Annotated in this window: 15 protein-coding genes; 11 read left to right on the forward strand and 4 right to left on the reverse strand. The window is 73.6% G+C overall.

Features of this window, described 5'->3' with window-relative positions; genetic code table 11:
- Positions 1-90: 90 nt before the first annotated feature.
- Positions 91-1,374 (forward strand): serine--tRNA ligase, encoded by a 1,284-nt coding sequence (gene serS, locus MT994_RS11940; RefSeq protein WP_144721340.1) that lies wholly within the window; start codon positions 91-93, stop codon positions 1,372-1,374.
- Positions 1,371-2,201 (forward strand): HAD family hydrolase, encoded by an 831-nt coding sequence (locus MT994_RS11945; protein ID WP_354806421.1) that lies wholly within the window; start codon positions 1,371-1,373, stop codon positions 2,199-2,201. The genes serS and MT994_RS11945 overlap by 4 nt, the downstream gene beginning before the upstream one ends.
- A gap of 45 nt (positions 2,202-2,246) precedes the next feature.
- Here MT994_RS11945 and MT994_RS11950 read toward each other — a convergent pair whose 3' ends face one another.
- Together MT994_RS11950 and map are read right to left on the reverse strand one after the other, a co-directional pair.
- Positions 2,247-3,263 carry a hypothetical protein gene (locus MT994_RS11950; protein WP_354806423.1) on the reverse strand — a complete coding sequence of 339 codons (1,017 nt, stop codon included), beginning with the start codon at positions 3,261-3,263 and terminating at the stop codon, positions 2,247-2,249.
- A 59-nt stretch (positions 3,264-3,322) separates the two neighbouring features.
- Positions 3,323-4,114 carry a type I methionyl aminopeptidase gene (gene map / locus MT994_RS11955; RefSeq protein ID WP_021482979.1) on the reverse strand — a complete coding sequence of 264 codons (792 nt, stop codon included), beginning with the start codon at positions 4,112-4,114 and terminating at the stop codon, positions 3,323-3,325.
- 170 nt (positions 4,115-4,284) lie between these two features.
- Between map and MT994_RS11960 the strand changes: the two genes are divergently transcribed.
- The 5 genes from MT994_RS11960 (at position 4,285) to MT994_RS11980 (ending at position 10,124) form a co-directional block, all read left to right on the forward strand.
- Positions 4,285-5,313, forward strand: a complete 1,029-nt coding sequence (locus tag MT994_RS11960) for a LacI family DNA-binding transcriptional regulator (RefSeq protein ID WP_021482978.1) — start codon at positions 4,285-4,287, stop codon at positions 5,311-5,313.
- A 270-nt stretch (positions 5,314-5,583) separates the two neighbouring features.
- The gene (locus MT994_RS11965; RefSeq protein WP_086149324.1) at positions 5,584-6,990 is read left to right on the forward strand and encodes an ABC transporter substrate-binding protein; all 1,407 of its coding nucleotides are present in this window, start codon (positions 5,584-5,586) and stop codon (positions 6,988-6,990) included.
- Positions 6,991-7,168: 178 nt separating this feature from the next.
- On the forward strand, positions 7,169-8,152 hold the full coding sequence (locus MT994_RS11970; protein WP_034652574.1) for a sugar ABC transporter permease: 984 nt from the start codon (positions 7,169-7,171) through the stop codon (positions 8,150-8,152).
- Complete coding sequence (locus MT994_RS11975) at positions 8,149-9,099, forward strand: carbohydrate ABC transporter permease (protein ID WP_021483010.1); 951 nt, start codon at positions 8,149-8,151, stop codon at positions 9,097-9,099. The genes MT994_RS11970 and MT994_RS11975 overlap by 4 nt, the downstream gene beginning before the upstream one ends.
- A gap of 110 nt (positions 9,100-9,209) precedes the next feature.
- Positions 9,210-10,124 carry an EamA family transporter gene (locus tag MT994_RS11980; protein ID WP_354806424.1) on the forward strand — a complete coding sequence of 305 codons (915 nt, stop codon included), beginning with the start codon at positions 9,210-9,212 and terminating at the stop codon, positions 10,122-10,124.
- A gap of 12 nt (positions 10,125-10,136) precedes the next feature.
- Here MT994_RS11980 and MT994_RS11985 read toward each other — a convergent pair whose 3' ends face one another.
- Positions 10,137-10,769 (reverse strand): bacterial proteasome activator family protein, encoded by a 633-nt coding sequence (locus tag MT994_RS11985; protein WP_354806425.1) that lies wholly within the window; start codon positions 10,767-10,769, stop codon positions 10,137-10,139.
- Positions 10,770-10,823: 54 nt separating this feature from the next.
- Positions 10,824-11,801 (reverse strand): NAD(P)H-quinone oxidoreductase, encoded by a 978-nt coding sequence (locus MT994_RS11990; protein ID WP_031315140.1) that lies wholly within the window; start codon positions 11,799-11,801, stop codon positions 10,824-10,826.
- 230 nt (positions 11,802-12,031) lie between these two features.
- Between MT994_RS11990 and MT994_RS11995 the strand changes: the two genes are divergently transcribed.
- The 4 genes from MT994_RS11995 to MT994_RS12010 all read left to right on the forward strand — a co-directional run.
- Positions 12,032-15,967, forward strand: a complete 3,936-nt coding sequence (locus MT994_RS11995; RefSeq protein ID WP_354806426.1) for an ATP-binding protein — start codon at positions 12,032-12,034, stop codon at positions 15,965-15,967.
- A gap of 36 nt (positions 15,968-16,003) precedes the next feature.
- Positions 16,004-16,453 (forward strand): roadblock/LC7 domain-containing protein, encoded by a 450-nt coding sequence (locus MT994_RS12000; RefSeq protein WP_021483502.1) that lies wholly within the window; start codon positions 16,004-16,006, stop codon positions 16,451-16,453.
- A gap of 10 nt (positions 16,454-16,463) precedes the next feature.
- Entirely contained in the window at positions 16,464-16,874 is a 411-nt protein-coding gene (locus MT994_RS12005; RefSeq protein WP_021483501.1) for a DUF742 domain-containing protein, read from the forward strand.
- Positions 16,875-16,971: 97 nt separating this feature from the next.
- The coding region (locus MT994_RS12010) for a hypothetical protein (RefSeq protein ID WP_354806428.1) at positions 16,972-17,176 on the forward strand (205 nt) is incomplete at its 3' end.

Here is a 17,176-nt window from a genome sequence, read left to right on the forward strand (position 1 = left end):
ACCGCCGGGTTCGTGAGGCTGCTGGCGTGATCGACCTCCGCCTGTGGAGGACCACGACCGCTGCGCCGCGGGGTTCGTTAGGCTGCTGGCGTGATCGACCTCCGCCTCCTGCGCGACAACCCCGACATCGTCCGTGCCAGCCAGGTCACCCGTGGTGACGACCCCGCGCTGGTGGACGCCGCCCTCGACGCCGACGCGCGCCACCGCGCCGCGCTGAGCGAGTTCGAGAGCCTGCGTGCCGAGCAGAAGTCCCTCGGCAAGCAGGTCGCGCAGGCGCAGGGGGAGGAGAAGCAGGAGCTGCTCGCGCGCACCAAGCAGCTCGCCGCCGACGTCAAGGCGCGCCAGGCCGACGCCGACGCCGCGTCGGAGGAGCTGCGCGGGCTGCTGTTCCGCATCTCGAACGTCGTCGAGGGGGCGCCTCCCGGCGGCGAGGACGACTACGTCGTGCTGCGCGAGGAGGGCACGATCCGTGACTTCGCGGCGGAGGGGTTCACGCCGCGCGACCACCTGGAGCTGGGCGAGGGCCTGCGTGCGATCGACACCGAGCGCGGCGCGAAGGTCTCGGGCGCCCGGTTCTACTACCTCACGGGCGTGGGCGCGCGCCTCGAGCTCGCGCTGCTCAACGCGGCGATGGACACGGCGGTCGCGGCGGGCTTCACGCCCGTCATCACGCCGACCCTCGTGCGGCCCGAGGTCATGCAGGGCACCGGGTTCCTCGGCGCGCACGCGGACGAGATCTACCGCCTGGAGAAGGACGACCTCTACCTCGTCGGCACGAGCGAGGTCGCGCTCGCGGGCTACCACGCGAACGAGATCGTCGACCTGTCGGGCGGCCCGCTGCGGTACGCCGGGTGGAGCGCGTGCTACCGCCGCGAGGCCGGCTCGCACGGCAAGGACGTGCGCGGCATCATCCGCGTGCACCAGTTCCACAAGGTCGAGATGTTCTCCTACTGCGACCCGGCCGACGCCGCCGCGGAGCACCAGCGCCTGCTCGGCTGGGAGGAGCAGATGCTGCGCCTCGTCGACCTGCCGTACCGCGTCATCGACACCGCGGCGGGCGACCTCGGGTCGAGCGCCGCGCGCAAGTTCGACTGCGAGGCGTGGCTGCCCACCCAGCAGCGCTACCTGGAGCTCACGTCGACGTCGAACTGCACGACGTTCCAGGCGCGCCGCCTCAACGTCCGCGAGCGGGTCGAGGCGGACGGAAAGACGGAGACGCGGACCGTCGCCACGCTGAACGGCACCCTCGGCACGACGCGCTGGATCGTCGCGATCCTCGAGAACCACCAGCAGCCCGACGGGTCGGTCCGCGTGCCCGAGGGGCTGCGGCCGTACCTCGGTGGCCTCGAGGTCCTCGAGCCGGTGGTGGCGTGACGGACCCCCGGGAGACCACCGATGCGGCCGAGCCGCTGCTCGTCGCGCTCGACATCGACGGCACGCTCATGTCCTACGACCAGGAGCTGTCGGAGGACGTGCGCGACGCCGTCGCGGACCTGCGCGCCGCGGGGCACCACGTGGTGCTCGCGTCGGGCCGGTCGCTCATCGCGATGACGCCCGTCGCGGAGATCCTCGGGATCGACCGCGGCTGGGTCGTCGCGTCCAACGGCGCCGTGACCGCGCGGCTGGACCCCGACGAGCCCGACGGGTACGTCCTCGAGGACGTCGTGACGTTCGACCCGGGCCCGGCCCTGCGGCTCCTGCGCGAGCACCTGCCCGACGCGCGGTACGCCGTCGAGGACGTCGGCGTCGGGTTCCGCATGAACGAGCTCTTCCCCGACGGCGAGCTCGACGGCGTGCACCGCGTCGTCGAGTTCGACGAGCTGTGGTCCGGCGAGGTGACGCGCGTCGTCGTGCGGGCGCTGGGGTCGACGAGCGAGCAGTTCCACGAGCTCGTGGAGCGGCTCGGCCTCGACGACGTCACGTACGCCGTGGGCTGGACGGCGTGGATGGACCTCGCGCCCCTCGGCGTCACGAAGGCGACCGGCCTGGAGCTCGTGCGTCGCACCCTGCACGTCCAGCCGCACCGGACCGTGGCCGTCGGCGACGGGCGCAACGACGTCGAGATGCTCCGCTGGGCGGCCCTCGGCGTCGCGATGGGCCACGCGGACGACGTCGTGCAGGCGGCGGCCGACGAGGTGACGGGCACCATCGAGGACGACGGCGCGGCGCGCGTCCTGCAGAGCCTCCTGCCCGCGCGGTAGCCGCCCGGGCGCCGAGGGAGAGGCGCCCGACCGGGGCCGCACGCCTCAGGGTCGGGTGAAGGTGACCTTCCCCGCCGCGTCGCGCGCGACGGTCCCGGTGTACGAGGCGCGCACCTCGACCGGCAGGTCGCCGTCGTCCCAGAGCAGGACGGTGTACTCCGCCGTCGCCTCGTACGCCCCGTCGACGTACCGGATCTCTGGCCCGGGCTCGGCGAACCACTCCGTGCGGGAGGTCTCGCGTGCGTTCTCGACGAGCTCCGACGGGCACGACGGACCGGTGAGACTCTCGTCCTCGCAGGCGGCCCGCAGACCCTCGATCGCCTCCTCCACCCCCGGCTCGACGTCGGGCCGCAAGGTCGGGGTGAACGCGAAGCCCTCGGCCACGACCCCGTCCTCCCGGACGACGTCGGGCACGTAGGCCGTGAACGACGAGCCGCGTCGCAATCCTTCGAGGAGACCGGTCGGGTCGGTGTACTCGACGGCATAGGCACCGGGGAGCAACGTGACGGGGGTGAGCTCTGCCGCTGGGTACTCGACCTGGCCGTTGACCGTCAGCGTGCCGGACACCGGCTGACCCGCACCGATCGTGTCGGCGGTGCCCAGGTCGCTGATCGTCGTGCGGTCGCCGTCGCGGGTCGTCCGGACCTCCAGGCTCACGGGGCCGTCGACGCCGTCGAGGGTGAACTCGACCGTCACGCTCGCGCCGGCCGACGAGCCGGAGGACGTCACCACGCGCGCGTCGGTGGGCCGAGCCACGGAAGCACGGTAGAAGTCGTCGTCGACGAGGTCCTCGTCGAGGTCGATCGTGGTGAGCGCCGCGGCGTCGCTCGCCCTCCCGGCCTCCAGGCTCGCGAAGAAGTCCTCGACCACCGCGACGCTCTCGGTGGTGTCGGTGTCGACCGTGCCTGGTGCGCACCCGGCGAGCACGACGGAGACGGCGAGACCGCCGGTGAGGCGGGCAGCGGCTCGCCGCCGCCGAGCGTCGCGGGGGCGGCCGGCCACCGTGGTCCGCGCCTCCCCGGAGCCTCGGGCGAGGTCGCGTCCGTGAGCGTCGTGCGTCATCCCTCCATCCTCTTCGATCGGCGCTACCTCGCGGTACCGGGGCTCTCCCTCGGGGACGGTCAGTCGCGGGGCTCGCGCGCGGTGAGCACGACGGGGCCGTCCTCGGTGATCGCGACGGTGTGCTCGCTGTGCGCGCCGCGCGACCCGTCGGCGGAGCGGAGGGTCCAGCCGTCGGGGTCGGTGTAGATCTCGTCGGTGGTCTCGAGGAACCAGGGCTCGATCGCGATGACGAGGCCGGGCTTGAGCGGGAACCCGCGCTTGCGGCGGCCGTCGTTGGGGATGTGGGGCTCGCCGTGCATGGTGCGGCCGACGCCGTGCCCGCCGAAGTCGGTGTTCACCGAGTAGCCCGCGGCGTGCGCGACGTCGGCGATGGCCGCGGAGATGTCGCCCACCTTCTTGCCCGGCTGCGCGGCGGCGATGCCCGCCTCGAGCGCGCGCTCGGTCGTCTGGATGAGCCGGGCGTCCGCCTCGCCGAGCGCGCCCGCGCGCGGCGTGCCGACGACGAACGACAGCGCCGAGTCCGCGACCCACCCGTCGACGGAGGCGGCGAAGTCGATGCTCAGCAGGTCGCCGTCGCGCAGCGCGTAGTCGTGGGGGAGGCCGTGCAGCACGGCGTCGTTCACGGACGTGCAGATCACCTTGCCGAAGGGGCTCGCGCCGAACGACGGGTGGTAGTCGATGTAGCAGGACTCGGCCCCGCGGTCGCGGATCATCCGGTGCGCGACCTCGTCGAGCTCGAGCAGGTTCGTCCCGACCTTCGTGGCGGCGCGCACCGTGGTGAGGACGTCGGCGACGAACCGTCCGGCGGGCCGCATCTGCTCGATCTCCCGCGGGGTCCTCAGCTCGATCATCGTGGTCCTTCCGGTTCGCAGGTGGTGGTGCCCGACGACGGCGTGGCGGGCTCGGGCGTGCCGAGCGGTGCCGAGGCGGGCCCGACCACGATATCGGTCCCCGCGGGAGCAAGCGCTTGCATCGATCTGCTCACGATGCGGCACGGCGCCTCGCCAGGGTCCGTCCCGGCGTGGCAGCATCACCCGTCGTGGCAGGTATCGACGACGTCGCCCAGGCCGCCGGGGTGTCCACGGCGACCGTCTCGCGCGCCCTGCGCGGCCTGCCGAACGTCTCGGAGGCGACGCGCCTGCGGGTGCTCGCGGAGGCGGCGCGGCTCGGGTACGTGCCCACGCCGTCGGCGTCGTCCCTGGCCACGGGGCGGACCCGGACGATCGGCGTGCTGACCCCGTGGGTGAACCGGTGGTTCTTCGCCAACGTCATCGAGGGCGCCGAGCGCGCCCTGCGCGACCTCGGCTACGACGTGCTGCTCTACACGTTCGACGTCCGTCGCACGTCGTCGCGCCGGCGGGTCGACCCGAGCGTGCTGCGCCACCGCGTGGACGGGACGCTCGTCGTCGGGCTGCCGCTGGACGACGACGAGGTGCGCTCGCTCGTCGGGCTGGCGCGCCCGCTGGCGTTCGTGGGGTCCGGGCCGGCGGAGCAGGTCACGGTCCGGCTCGACGACGTCGCGACCGGGCGCGCGGCGACGCGCCACCTGCTCGACCTCGGGCACCGGGTGATCGGGCACGTGACCGGGGTGCCGGACCTGGTGTCGTCGTGGTCCCCGCCCGTGGAGCGCGCGCGGGGGTACGTGCGCGCGCTCGAGGAGGCGGGCGTCGTCGTGCAGCCGGACCTGGAGGTGAACGGCGACTTCGACGTCGCGGGCGGCCGCGAGTCGACCGCGGAGCTGCTGCGCCGTCGCCCGGACGTGACCGCGGTGTTCGCGGCGTCGGACGAGATGGCGATGGGCGCGATCCTCGCGGCCCGCGACCTGGGCCGGCGGGTGCCGGAGGACCTGTCCGTCGTGGGCGTGGACGGGCACGACCTCGGCGAGCTGGTCGGCCTGACCACGATCGCGCAGGACGCCTACCAGCAGGGCTTCGACGCGGCGCTCCTGCTGCTCGACATGATCAACGGTGCCCCGGTGCCCGAGAGCCTGACGTACCCGACGGAGCTCGTCCGGCGCGGGTCGACGGCGCCGCTCGCCCCGGGCGCGTAGGCCCGGCCGCGTCCCCGGCCCGCGCCGGCGCCGCGGCAGGAGCACGGTGTGGGAGCGCGGCCAGCCTTGCGGGCCCCGAGAGAGCGCGCACCCGCCGCGCGTGACGGAATCGTTACGCAAACTCACCTCCGCTGTGCTTGCACCCCGAGGATGCAACCGCTTGCATGGGGGGAGGGCGAGAGCGCACCCGCGCTCGCGACGTCGCGATGCGCCCGGTCCTCACCGGACCGGGGTGACGGCGTCCGGACCCACGACGAGGTGGAGGCTGAGATGACCAGGACCACGAGGACCAGCGCGGCGCGTCGCCGCACGCTGGCGGTCGCCGCCGGCGGCGCGAGCCTCGCGCTCGTGCTCGGGGCGTGCAGCAGCGGGGGCGGCGGCGGGGGCGACGACGAGTCGCCCAGCGCCGAGGTGGACTGCGCCGACTTCGAGCAGTACGGCGACCTGTCCGGCAAGACCGTCTCGGTCTACTCGACGATCGTCGACACCGAGGCCGAGCAGCAGCAGGCGTCGTACGAGCCGTTCGAGGAGTGCACGGGCGCGACGATCGAGTACGAGGGCTCCAAGGAGTTCGAGGCCCAGCTCCCCGTCCGCATCCAGTCCGGCAGCGCGCCCGACATCGCGTACCTGCCGCAGCCCGGCCTCCTGCGCCGCATCGTCGCGGACTTCCCCGACGCGATCCAGCCGGTCGGCGAGCAGGCCGCGGCCAACGTCGACCAGTACTACACCGAGTCCTGGAAGGACTACGGCACCGTCGACGGCACGCTGTACGCGACGCCGCTCGGTGCGAACGTGAAGTCGTTCGTCTGGTACTCGCCGTCCATGTTCGAGGAGGCGGGCTACGAGGTCCCGACGACGTGGGACGAGCTCATGGAGCTCTCCGACCAGATCGTCGCCGACAACCCGGAGGGTGACGTCAAGCCCTGGTGCGCCGGCATCGCGTCCGGCGAGGCGACCGGCTGGCCGGCCACCGACTGGATGGAGGACGTCGTCCTGCGCACGGCGGGCCCCGAGGTCTACGACCAGTGGGTCAACCACGAGATCCCGTTCAACGACCCGCAGATCGCCACGGCCCTCGCCACGGTCGGCGACGTGCTGAAGAACGAGGACTACGTCAACGGCGGCCTGGGCGACGTGAGCAGCATCGCGACGACCGAGTTCACCGAGGGCGGGTACCCGATCATCGACGGCCTGTGCTACATGCACCGCCAGGCCACGTTCTACCAGGCGAACTGGACGACCCTCGACCCCGACCTCGAGGTCGCCGAGGACGGCGACGTGTGGGCGTTCTACCTGCCGGGCGAGTCGGCCGACGACAAGCCGCTGCTCGGTGGCGGCGAGTTCGTCGCAGCGTTCAACGACCGTCCCGAGGTCCAGGCCTTCCACGCGTACCTGTCGAGCCCCGAGTGGTCCAACGCCAAGGCGAGCGTGACCCCGCAGGGCTGGATCAGCGCCAACAACGGCCTCGACCCCGAGCTGCTGCAGTCGCCGATGGACCAGCAGGCGTACGAGCTGCTCACGGACGAGAGCTACACGTTCCGCTTCGACGGCTCGGACATGATGCCCGCCGCCGTCGGCGCCGGCTCGTTCTGGTCCGAGATGACCGAGTGGATCGCGAGCGACAAGTCCGACCAGGCCGTGCTCGACGCCATCGAGGCGTCCTGGCCGACGTCCTGACCCGCGAGCGGCCCGGGGGCTGACGGCGCGGCGCGAGCCACGTCGTCGGGCCCCGGGCCCGCGCGTCGACCCCGGGGGCGGGTCGCCCGGGCAGGACCCGGGCGGCCCGCCCTCGCCGACCGTCCCTCGTCGTCCACCTCGTCCTCCCGGCCGTCGCCGGCCACCTCAGGAGCCTCACATGGACTGGTTGCTCGAACCCTCCGGGACGGGGGGCAAGCTCGCGGTGATGGTCGTCGCGATCCTGCTCTTCGTCGTCGTCATGGGTCTGATCCTCTTCCTCGTCGACCGGCCGAAGCGTGTGCCCGGTTGGGTCGTCGCGATCGCGTTCGCCGGGCCCGCGGTCGTCATGCTCGCGTTCGGCCTGCTGTACCCGGGGCTGCGCACCATCCGCGACTCGTTCTACAACCGCACGGGCTCCGCGTTCGTCGGGCTCGACAACTACGTCACCGCGTTCACGCGGGACGAGTTCCAGATCGTCCTGCGCAACACCGCGATCTGGGTCATCGTCGTCCCGCTCGTCTCGACGTTCCTCGGGCTGGTGTACGCGGTCGTCGTCGACCGGTCCCGCTTCGAGAAGCTCGCCAAGACCCTGATCTTCCTACCCATGGCGATCTCCATGGTCGGCGCGGGCATCATCTGGAAGTTCATGTACGAGTACAAGCCGGCCAGCCAGCCGCAGATCGGCCTGTTCAACCAGGTCCTCGTGTGGCTCGGGCTGGAGCCGCAGCAGTTCCTGCTCAGCGCTCCGGCGAACACGTTCTTCCTCATCCTCGTGATGATCTGGATCCAGGCCGGGTTCGCCATGACGATCCTCGCCGCCGCGATCCGCGCCATCCCGGACGACATCGTCGAGGCGGCCCGGCTCGACGGCGTCGGCGGCATGCGGATGTTCCGCTACATCACGGTGCCGAGCATCCGCCCGGCCCTCGTCGTCGTTCTCACGACGATCGCCATCGGCACGCTCAAGGTCTTCGACATCGTCCGGACGATGACCGGCGGCCGGTTCGAGACGTCGGTCGTGGCGAACGAGTTCTACACGCAGGCGCTGCGCCAGGGCGAGCAGGGTCTGGGCGCCGCGCTCGCCGTCATCCTCTTCGTGCTCGTCATCCCGATCATCGTGTACAACGTGCGGCAGCTGAAGCAGGCGGAGGAGATCCGATGAGCACCCCACTGTCCGCCTCCGTGCCCGACGCCCCGCTCGTCGACGAGACGGTCGAGGAGGGCAGCGGCAAGGGCGTCGTCGCCGGCCTCGACGCGCGTGCCGACAAGGTGCGCCGCAAGGTCTCCTCGCGGCCGGCGTCGATCATCGCGATCGTGCTCGCCGTCCTGTGGACGATCCCCACGTTCGGGCTCCTCGTCACGTCGTTCCGGCCGCCGCGCGAGATCCGCCGGTCAGGGTGGTGGGAGGCGTTCGCGAACCCCGAGTTCACGGTCGACAACTACACGGACGCGCTGTTCGGCGGCTCGACGAGCTTCGCGACCTACTTCGTCAACTCCCTCGTCATCACGCTGCCCGCGGTGATCATCCCGATCACGCTCGCGTCGCTCGCCGCGTACGCGTTCGCGTGGGTGAACTTCAAGGGCCGCAACCTGCTGTTCGTCGCGGTCTTCGCGCTCCAGATCGTGCCCATCCAGGTCACGCTCGTCCCGCTGCTCACCCAGTACGTGGACTGGGGCATCGACGGCTCGTTCTGGCCCGTGTGGCTGTCGCACTCGATCTTCGCGCTGCCGCTCGCGATCTTCCTGCTGCACAACTTCATGAAGGACATCCCGCGCGAGCTCGTCGAGGCCGCCCGGGTCGACGGCGCGGGGCACGTGAAGATCTTCTTCCAGGTCCTCATGCCGCTCCTCGTCCCCGCCATCGCGGCGTTCGGCATCTTCCAGTTCCTCTGGGTGTGGAACGACCTGCTCGTCGCGCTGACGTTCGCGTCCGGCCAGGACACCGCACCCATCACGGTGCGGCTCGCCGAGCTGTCCGGCTCGCGCGGCGCGAGCTGGCACCTGCTCCCGGCGGGCGCGTTCATCTCCATGGTCGTGCCCGTGGTCGTGTTCCTCGCGCTCCAGCGGTACTTCGTGCGCGGCCTGCTCGCCGGCTCGGTCAAGGGCTGACGCCGGCCGCAGCGAGCCGGTGGCGGCGGCCCGTCCCGCACGGCGGACGGGCCGCCGTCGCACGACCGGCGTGCGACGTGCCCGGGCGGGCGCGGTCGTAGAGTCGGTCGGTGCCCACCCGAACCGCCGCCCTCGACCGCGTCCCGGCACCGGCGCTGTTCGTCGTCTCGGGCCTCACGCAGTACCTCGGCGCGGCGATCGCCGTCGGGCTGTTCGCCGTCGCCGGGGCGGTCGAGGTGGGGTGGCTGCGCATCGCGGCGTCCGCGCTGCTCCTGCTGGCCTGGCGCCGCCCGTGGCGGCGGCGCTGGACGCGGCACGACCTCGCGTGGGCCGCGGTCTTCGGGGTCGCGCTCGCGGCGATGAACCTCGCGTTCTACGTCGCGATCGACCACCTCCCGCTCGGCACCGCCGTCGCGATCGAGTTCCTCGGCCCGGTCGCGGTCGCGGCGGTCACGGGCAGCGGCTGGCGCGAGCGCGGCGCCATCGCGGTCGCGGCGGCCGGGGTCGTGCTGCTCGCCGGCGTGACGGTCGGGTCCGACCTCCCGCACGACGACGCCGTGCTCGGTCTCGCGGCGATCGGCGTCGCTGCCGCGTGCTGGGCCGCGTACATCGTGCTCGGCCGCCGGGTCGCCGTGGGGGGCTCGGGCGTCACGTCGCTCGCGGTCGGGATGACCGTGGGCGCGCTCGCGTTCGCGCCGTTCCTCGCGCCGGACGCCGTTCCGGTGCTCGGCGACTGGCGGCACGCCCTGGCCGTCGCGGGGATCGCGCTGTTCTCGTCCGTCGTGCCCTACGCGCTCGAGCAGGTGATCCTGCGCCGCGTCAGCGCGGCGACGTTCTCGGTGCTCCTCGCGCTGCTCCCGGCGACGGCGGCCGTCGTGGGCGCCGTCGTGCTCCGGCAGGTCCCGAGCCCCCTGGAGCTGGTCGGCCTCGTGCTCGTCTCCGGGGCGATCGCCATGACCGCCGCCCGCCCGGGAGCGCGCGGGGAGCCGGACGGCGCCCCGCCGACCGACCCCCCGCCCGCCTGAGCGGCCGGGACCTCAGAGGTACTGGCCGGGGGAGGGGCGGCCGTCGTGCTCGTCCGGGCGCGGCTGCTGCCCCGGCATCCCGCCGGGCGTGCCAGGGCCCATGGGCGGCAGCGAGCCGGGCGGCAGGGCCCGGCGCATCTGCGAGAGCTGCGCCTGCGCGGCCATCTGCTGCGCGACGAGCGCCGTCTGGATGCCGTGGAACAGCCCCTCGAGCCACCCCACGAGCTGCGCCTGCGCGACCCGGAGCTCCGCGTCCGTCGGGACGCTGTCGTCCGAGAACGGCAGCGTGATGCGGTGCAGCTCGTCGACGAGGTCCGGCGAGAGGCCCTCCTCGAGCTCCGTGAGGGACCGCTCGTGGATCTCCGCGAGCCGCGAGCGCGCCGCCTCGTCGAGCGGGGCGTCGCGCACCTCGTCGAGGAGCTTCTTGATCATGCCGCCGATGCGCATGACCTTGGCCGGCTCCTCGATGACGGTCGCCGGGTTGCGGTCGGGGTCGGTCGAGTCGTCGCTCTCGACGACGCTCACCCCCGTGCCGTCGGGCATGACCACGGTGGAACGGCCGGGCTCGTCGTCGCCCTGCGCGGTCGCCGCGGGGTCGGGAGCGGTGGGCTCGTCGGGACGGGGGTCGCGCGGTTCGTCAGCCATGGGTCCAGTCTTGCGCGTGCCACCCCCGCGCGCACCGACGGGCGCGACCCGCCGTCACGGGACGAGCAGCACCTTGCCGAACACCTCGCCCGAGTCGAGCAGCTCGTGCGCGCGCGCCGCCTCGTCGAGCGGCAGGCGCGCGTGCACGACCGGCCGCACCCGGCCGTCCTCCACCAGCGGCCAGACGTGCGTCAGCACCTCGTGCACGATGCGCGCCTTCTCCTGCGGCGGGCGGGCCCGCAGCGTCGTGCCGGCCACCGTGGCGCGCCGGGCGAGGAGGAGGCCGAGGTCGAGCTCCGCGCGTCGGCCCTTCTGCATGCCGATGACGACGAGGCGCCCGCCCGTGGCGAGGACCTCGAGGTTGCGTGGCAGGTAGGCGGCCCCGACGACGTCGAGCACCACGTCCGCGCCGTGGCCGCCCGACGCGTCCCGCACCGCGGCGACGAAGTCCTCCTCGCGGTGGTCGACGGCGAGGCTCGCCCCGAGCGCCAGGCACCGGTCGGCGCGGTCGCGACCGCCCGCGGTCACCGCGACGTGCGCCCCCAGCGCCGCACCGAGCTGGACGCCCACCGTCCCGACGCCGCCCGAGCCGCCGTGCACGAGCAACCACTCGCCGGGCGCCAGGCGGCCCACGTCGACCACGTTGCTCCAGACGGTGCACACCGCCTCGGGGAGGGCGGCCGCGTCCACGAGGTCGACCCCCTCGGGGACGGGGAGCACCTGCGTCGCGCGCACCCGCACCTGCTCCGCGTACCCGCCGCCGTCGAGCAGCGCGACCACCCGGTCGCCGACCGACCAGCCCGACACCGCGTCCCCGACGCGGGCCACCGTGCCCGAGACCTCCAGGCCCGGCCAGTCGGGTGCGCCGGGCGGGGGAGGGTAGGATCCAGCGCGTTGTAGCAGGTCAGCACGGTTCACGCCAGCGGAAGCGACGTCGACCACGAGCTCGTCCGGCCCAGGGGTCTGGTCAGGGAGCGTGGAAACCGTTAGTTTCTCAGGGCCACCGGGGCCCGATATCGTGACGCCTCGCATCTCGCCGAGACTACGCGGAGGGCCCGGGAGGCGCCGGATCACCGACGGGGGCACCGCGGGGCGAGGGCGATTGTTCGCGTTCCTCGCGGATTAGGTGTCCGGGAGCTGTGCACCGATAGTTAGTACGCACGACCGGGGAGCGAGCCCGGGAGGCGCCGCTGCCACGCGCGTCGACCATGCCGCCGAACGGGTGGACCAGGTGATGGAGGCAGGTTCGTATGCTCCGCAGGTTGAGCGTCCGCGGGAAGATCCTTGCGGCACTCGCGGTGCCCGTCCTCGTCCTCTTCGCCGCCGCGGCGATCATCTCGGCGCAGGCCATCGGGTCCGCGCGCGACGCGAGCCAGACGAGCGCGCTCGTCGCGGCGCTCGCGGCGCAGGACGCGGCAGGGACCGAGATCGCGGCCGAGCGCACGTACTCGTTCCTCGACGCGAACAGCACGCGCGACACGGCCGAGGAAGCCACGGCGCAGATGATGGCGCAGCGCGAGAAGACGGACCGCGCGCTCGACGCGCGCGACCGGGCGTACGAGCGGCTCAACACGTCGGCGCTCGACCCCCGCGTGCGCAAGGCGGTGGCCGACACGATCGGTGACCGGTCCGAGCTCACAGGTGTCCGCCAGGCGATCGACCGGTCCGGCCTCGGCCAACTGCAGCGCAACTCGATGTACGGCGACCTCATCGACGCGGCGCTGGACGTGCCGCGAGCGCTCGCGGACACGACGCCCGACCGCAGCCTTGCGCAGTACCTCGACACCTACGTGCTGCTCGACGAGCTGCTCGCGCAGCAGGCGCTCGAGCAGCCGCTCGCCGGGGCGGTGCTCCAGGCCGCGCAGGCGGGCCAGCAGAACACCGTCACCAACCAGCAGGCCGCCGTCCTCGTCACCACCGGAGACGCGCTCGCCGCCCGCGCGCGGGCCGCGGTCCGCCAGCTGCCGGGGGAGGCCCGCCTCGAGACGCCGACGGCGACCTACAACCAGATCCGGCAGAACCTCATCGGGTCCCGCCCTGCCGCCACGCCGCCCAGCCAGGCGGAGCAGTGGCCAAACCTCTCGCAAGAGGATCGCGACCAGACCGCCCCCGTGCGCGACGCCGTGCGCACCGAGACCGCGGAGAAGGCCTCGGACCTCGCCGGAGCCGCCACGACCCGCGCCGTGATCACCATCCTCGTGACGCTCGCCGCGGTCGTCGCCTCGATCCTCGTGGCGGGCTTCATCGCACGCGCGATCGTCAACCCGCTGCGGCGTCTCACCGACGCCGCCGAGGACGTCCGTGACCAGCTGCCCAAGCTCGTCGAGCAGGTCGCCGTCCCCGGCCAGGGCCCGGGCATCGACCTCGCGCCGATCACCGTCGAGTCCAGCGACGAGGTCGGCCAGCTCGCGACCGCGTTCAACGACGTGAACCAGACGACGATCAAGGTCGCCCGCGAGCAGGCCGCGCTCCGTGGCTCGATCGCCGAGATGTTCGTCAACGTGGCCCGCCGCGACCAGGTGCTCCTCAACCGCCAGCTCGCGTTCCTCGACGACCTCGAGCGCTCCGAGGAGGACGCGGGCACGCTGTCCAACCTCTTCCGCCTCGACCACCTCGCGACCCGGATGCGCCGCAACGCCGAGTCGCTGCTCGTGCTCGCCGGCATCGACTCGGGCCGCCGCGTGCGCCAGCCCATGCCGGCCTCCGACGTCATCCGCACCGCGTCCTCCGAGATCGAGCTGTACGACCGCGTGCGCCTCAACCTCGTCGTCGACCCGCTCATGCTGGGGCACAACGCGCTCAACGCCGCGCACCTGCTCGCCGAGCTCCTCGAGAACGCGACGATGTTCTCGGAGCCGCACACGCCCGTCGAGGTCACCACGGGCCGCGACGCGGACTTCGTGCACATCACCGTCCGCGACCACGGTCTGGGCATGACGGCCGAGGAGATCGCCGAGGCGAACCGGAAGGTCGCGACGCACGCGGCCTCGGACGTCGTCGGCGCCCAGCGCCTGGGCCTGTTCGTCGTCGGTCGCCTCTCGGAGCGCCTCGGCGCCAAGGTCCGCTTCAGCGCGGGGGGCGACGAGCAGGGCACCGAGGTCGTCGTGTCCTTCCCGGCGGTCCTCTTCGTCCCGGACTCGAACGTCCCGCTCCCGCAGCCGACGGACCCGCTGGAGACGCGCACCCAGGCCGCGGCGCAGCAGCTGACGAGCACGGGCGTGATGCCGGCGCTCCCCGCCGAGCCCGCCGCTCCCGCGCCCGTCCCGACGGCGTCCGTCGCGGCCGTGGAGCCCGAGGCACCCGCCGGTGTGCCCGTCGACCTCGACGCGCTCACCGACGGCACCACGCAGACCGGCATGCCGCGTCGCCGCTCCCGCACGGTCGACCCGGCGGCGGCCGCGCCCAGCGCGTCGTTCGCGTCGGGCCCGCAGACGGGCGCGATCGTGCTCCCACCGCTCGCGACCCCGGCGCTCCCGGACGAGCTGCCCGCCGCGGACGAGGCCTGGACCCCGCCCGCGGAGGTGGCTCCCGCCGCGTCGGCGCTCCCGAGCCGGTCCCGCGCCGCCGCGACCCCGGTCGAGCCCGTCTCGGCCGAGATCCCGGTGCTCGACGTCAGCACCCGCAGCGCGCTCTTCTCGAGCTTCCGCCCCGTGGGCGAGCGGCCGGTCACCGAGAACCCGGTCGAGCTGCCGGTCGCGCCGGACGTCACGGCGACCGACATCCCGCTGGTGAGCGACGTGCCGACGGCCGAGGCCGCCGTCCACCACGAGGTCGTCTGGACCCCGCCGGAGGTCGCGGAGCAGCCGGCCGCCCCGAGCGCGGCCACGGGCACGGAGCAGGCCTGGGGGCCCGAGCAGGCCTGGGCCCCGGAGCAGCCCGCCGAGCAGACGTGGACGCCGCAGCAGCCCGCCGAGCAGGCGTGGGAGCCCGAGCCCGTGCAGGAGACCGCGTCCGCGAGCTGGGCGCCGTCGTCGTTCGCCGACGCGCCGCTCGACGCGACCCGCGTCGTCCCGCCCGTGGCGGCGCAGCCCGAGCAGCCCGCGGCCGAGCGCGCACCGCTCGCCGACCGGAGCCAGGCCGCGACCGAGGTCCGGCCCGTGGCGCCCTCCGCCCCGGAGCAGACGGACGTCCCGGTCGTGGCCGAGGGTCGTGCCGGGGACGGCGCCGAGGAGATCCCCGCCGAGCTCTCGTTCGAGGCGCTGCCGCGCTTCGAGGAGCTCATGGCCGACCTCCCGACGCGCCGATCGCTGCGCGAGAGCCAGGCGCGCAAGCGCGGTCTCTTCGGGCGTCGTCCGCGGACGACCGCCACGCCGCAGGCGACGCGACCCGCCGGCCCCTCGGCCGAGGCGCTCGCCTCGCGCCCGGCCGGGTCGACGCCGGCACCGGCGGCGGCCGCACCCGCGGCGTCGAACCCGGTGGCACCTGCGCCCGCGGCGCCCGCCCCGGTCCAGGCGGCCCCGGCCGCGCGGCAGGAGCCGGGCGCGCCGGCACGCACGTCCGCGTTCGCGCCGCGCGCCGACCTCCCTGCTGCGCCCACGCCGCCCTTCGCCCCCGAGGCGCCGGCGGCTCCGGTGCAGGAGACGCGCAGCCTTCCGCCGGTCCAGGACGCCCCGTACCGCGCCGTCGACCGGCCGTCCGCGCCGGAGCCTGCGGCGGCTGCCGCGTCGGCGTGGGCACCGGCAGAGCCGCGCCCCGAGCCGGCTCCTGCGGCCGGGTGGGACGCCGCTCCCACCGGGGACGCGACGTCGGGCTACGGGCCGCCGAGCCCGCTCGCCCGGCGCCCGGTCGCGGAGTCCCTCGAGCCGCTGGACGCGGGCTACGTGTCCGACTCGGTCGAGGCGCGGTCGGACTGGATGGCGTCGGCGGTGCTGTACGAGGAGATGTCCACCCTGCTGCAGGGCAGCACCGATTTCCAGGAAGCGACCTTGGCGGACCCGAACGACGGCATCTACCAGCCGCTCAAGGTCGACGCCGCGGCGTCGGGCCTCGCGCGACGCTCGCGCGGCGAGGAGCGCGACGGGTACGTCGACCGCTTCACGGCACGGATCGACCGCGACCCGGAGCAGCTGCGGGCGCGCCTGTCGGCGTTCCAGTCGGCGACCGCCCGCGGGCGCGTCGAGGGGCAGGACGAGACGAGTTCGACGTGGAACCCCGAGGCCATGGATTATGTCCCTGATTCAGCGCCGCAGGCGCGGTGACGACATGCCGTCTGCGGCAACTGACGAGGAGGAACAGTGAACGCGCTCAGCACCGAGGCCACGAACTTCGGGTGGCTGCTCGACAACTTCGTGCGGACCGTACCGGGCAGCCGGCACACGCTCGTGGTGTCGGCGGACGGCCTGCTCATGGCGATGTCCGACCAGCTCGACCGGACGAGCGGTGACCAGCTCGCCGCCATCGTCTCGGGCATGTCGAGCCTGACCCGCGGTGCGGCCCGCCAGCTCAACGGCGGGAACGTCCGGCAGGCCATCATCGAGATGGACAACGGGTTCCTGTTCCTCATGAACGTGTCGAACGGCTCCGTCCTGGGCGTGGTGGCCGAGGCGAACTGCGACATCGGCCTCATCGGCTACGAGATGGCGCTCCTCGTCTCGCGCACGGAGGCGACCCTGACGCCGCAGCTCATCTCGGAGATGCGGGGTAGCCTTCCGGTCGACGGTGCGACCCGAACCCCGGTGGGATGAGGACTGATCGATGACGAACGTACCTTTCGGCAGCATGGGAGCCCACGACGGGTACGAGGCGGCGACCGTCCGCCCGTACGCGGTGACGGGTGGTCGCGTGCGGTCCGCCACGTCCGACCTCCCGCTCGAGGCGCTCGTCGAGGTCATGCCGGGTGCCGTGAACAGCTTCGGGCTGCCGCCCGAGAAGCGCTCGATCCTCCAGCACGCCGCGCACACGTACGTCTCGATCGCCGAGCTCTCCGCGCTCCTGCGCCTGCCGCTCGGCGTGACGAAGGTGCTCGTCGCGGACCTGCAGGAGGACAACTACATCACCGTCCACACGTCGACCCCGCTCAACGTCCACACGGGTCACGGCAGCAACCACTCGGGTCTGTCCCTGAGCGTCTTGGAGAGTGTTCTCAATGGCATTTCCACCCTCTGACGGCTCGGGGAGCGGGCCGCAGGCAGGGCAGCCGTCCGGGGCGAGCGGGGGTGCGCCCGGCGGTCAGCCGGCGCTGCGCCAGACGGCGTGGGCTCCGGTGAGCGCACCCGTCGGCGTGCCGACCCAGGCGGCTCCGGCGACGCCCGGCCAGCCCGCAGCGCCGCAGCAGCCGGCCGCGGCCCAGCCCGTCGCGCCGGTGGCGACGCAGCCCGCGGCGGCTCCGGCCGCACCGCAGCCGGTCGCTCCTGCTCCGGCCGCCGCGCAGCCCGCCCCGGCTCCGGCCACCGCGCAGCCGTCCCTGG

Origin of the sequence: Cellulosimicrobium sp. MI9406 (assembly GCF_040595865.1) — a bacterium.
Lineage (GTDB): Bacteria > Actinomycetota > Actinomycetes > Actinomycetales > Cellulomonadaceae > Cellulosimicrobium > Cellulosimicrobium funkei.

What these genes read in the sequence shown, in the direction of transcription:
- MT994_RS11970 (WP_034652574.1), top strand. Translation starts at nt 7,169, where the DNA reads ATGGACTGGTTGCTCGAACCCTCCGGGACGGGGGGCAAGCTCGCGGTG.
- MT994_RS11950 (WP_354806423.1), bottom strand. Translation starts at nt 3,263, where the DNA reads ATGACGCACGACGCTCACGGACGCGACCTCGCCCGAGGCTCCGGGGAG.
- MT994_RS11985 (WP_354806425.1), bottom strand. Translation starts at nt 10,769, where the DNA reads ATGGCTGACGAACCGCGCGACCCCCGTCCCGACGAGCCCACCGCTCCC.
- MT994_RS12005 (WP_021483501.1), top strand. Translation starts at nt 16,464, where the DNA reads ATGACGAACGTACCTTTCGGCAGCATGGGAGCCCACGACGGGTACGAG.
- MT994_RS11975 (WP_021483010.1), top strand. Translation starts at nt 8,149, where the DNA reads ATGAGCACCCCACTGTCCGCCTCCGTGCCCGACGCCCCGCTCGTCGAC.
- map (WP_021482979.1), bottom strand. Translation starts at nt 4,114, where the DNA reads ATGATCGAGCTGAGGACCCCGCGGGAGATCGAGCAGATGCGGCCCGCC.
- MT994_RS11965 (WP_086149324.1), top strand. Translation starts at nt 5,584, where the DNA reads ATGACCAGGACCACGAGGACCAGCGCGGCGCGTCGCCGCACGCTGGCG.
- MT994_RS11990 (WP_031315140.1), bottom strand. Translation starts at nt 11,801, where the DNA reads ATGCGAGGCGTCACGATATCGGGCCCCGGTGGCCCTGAGAAACTAACG.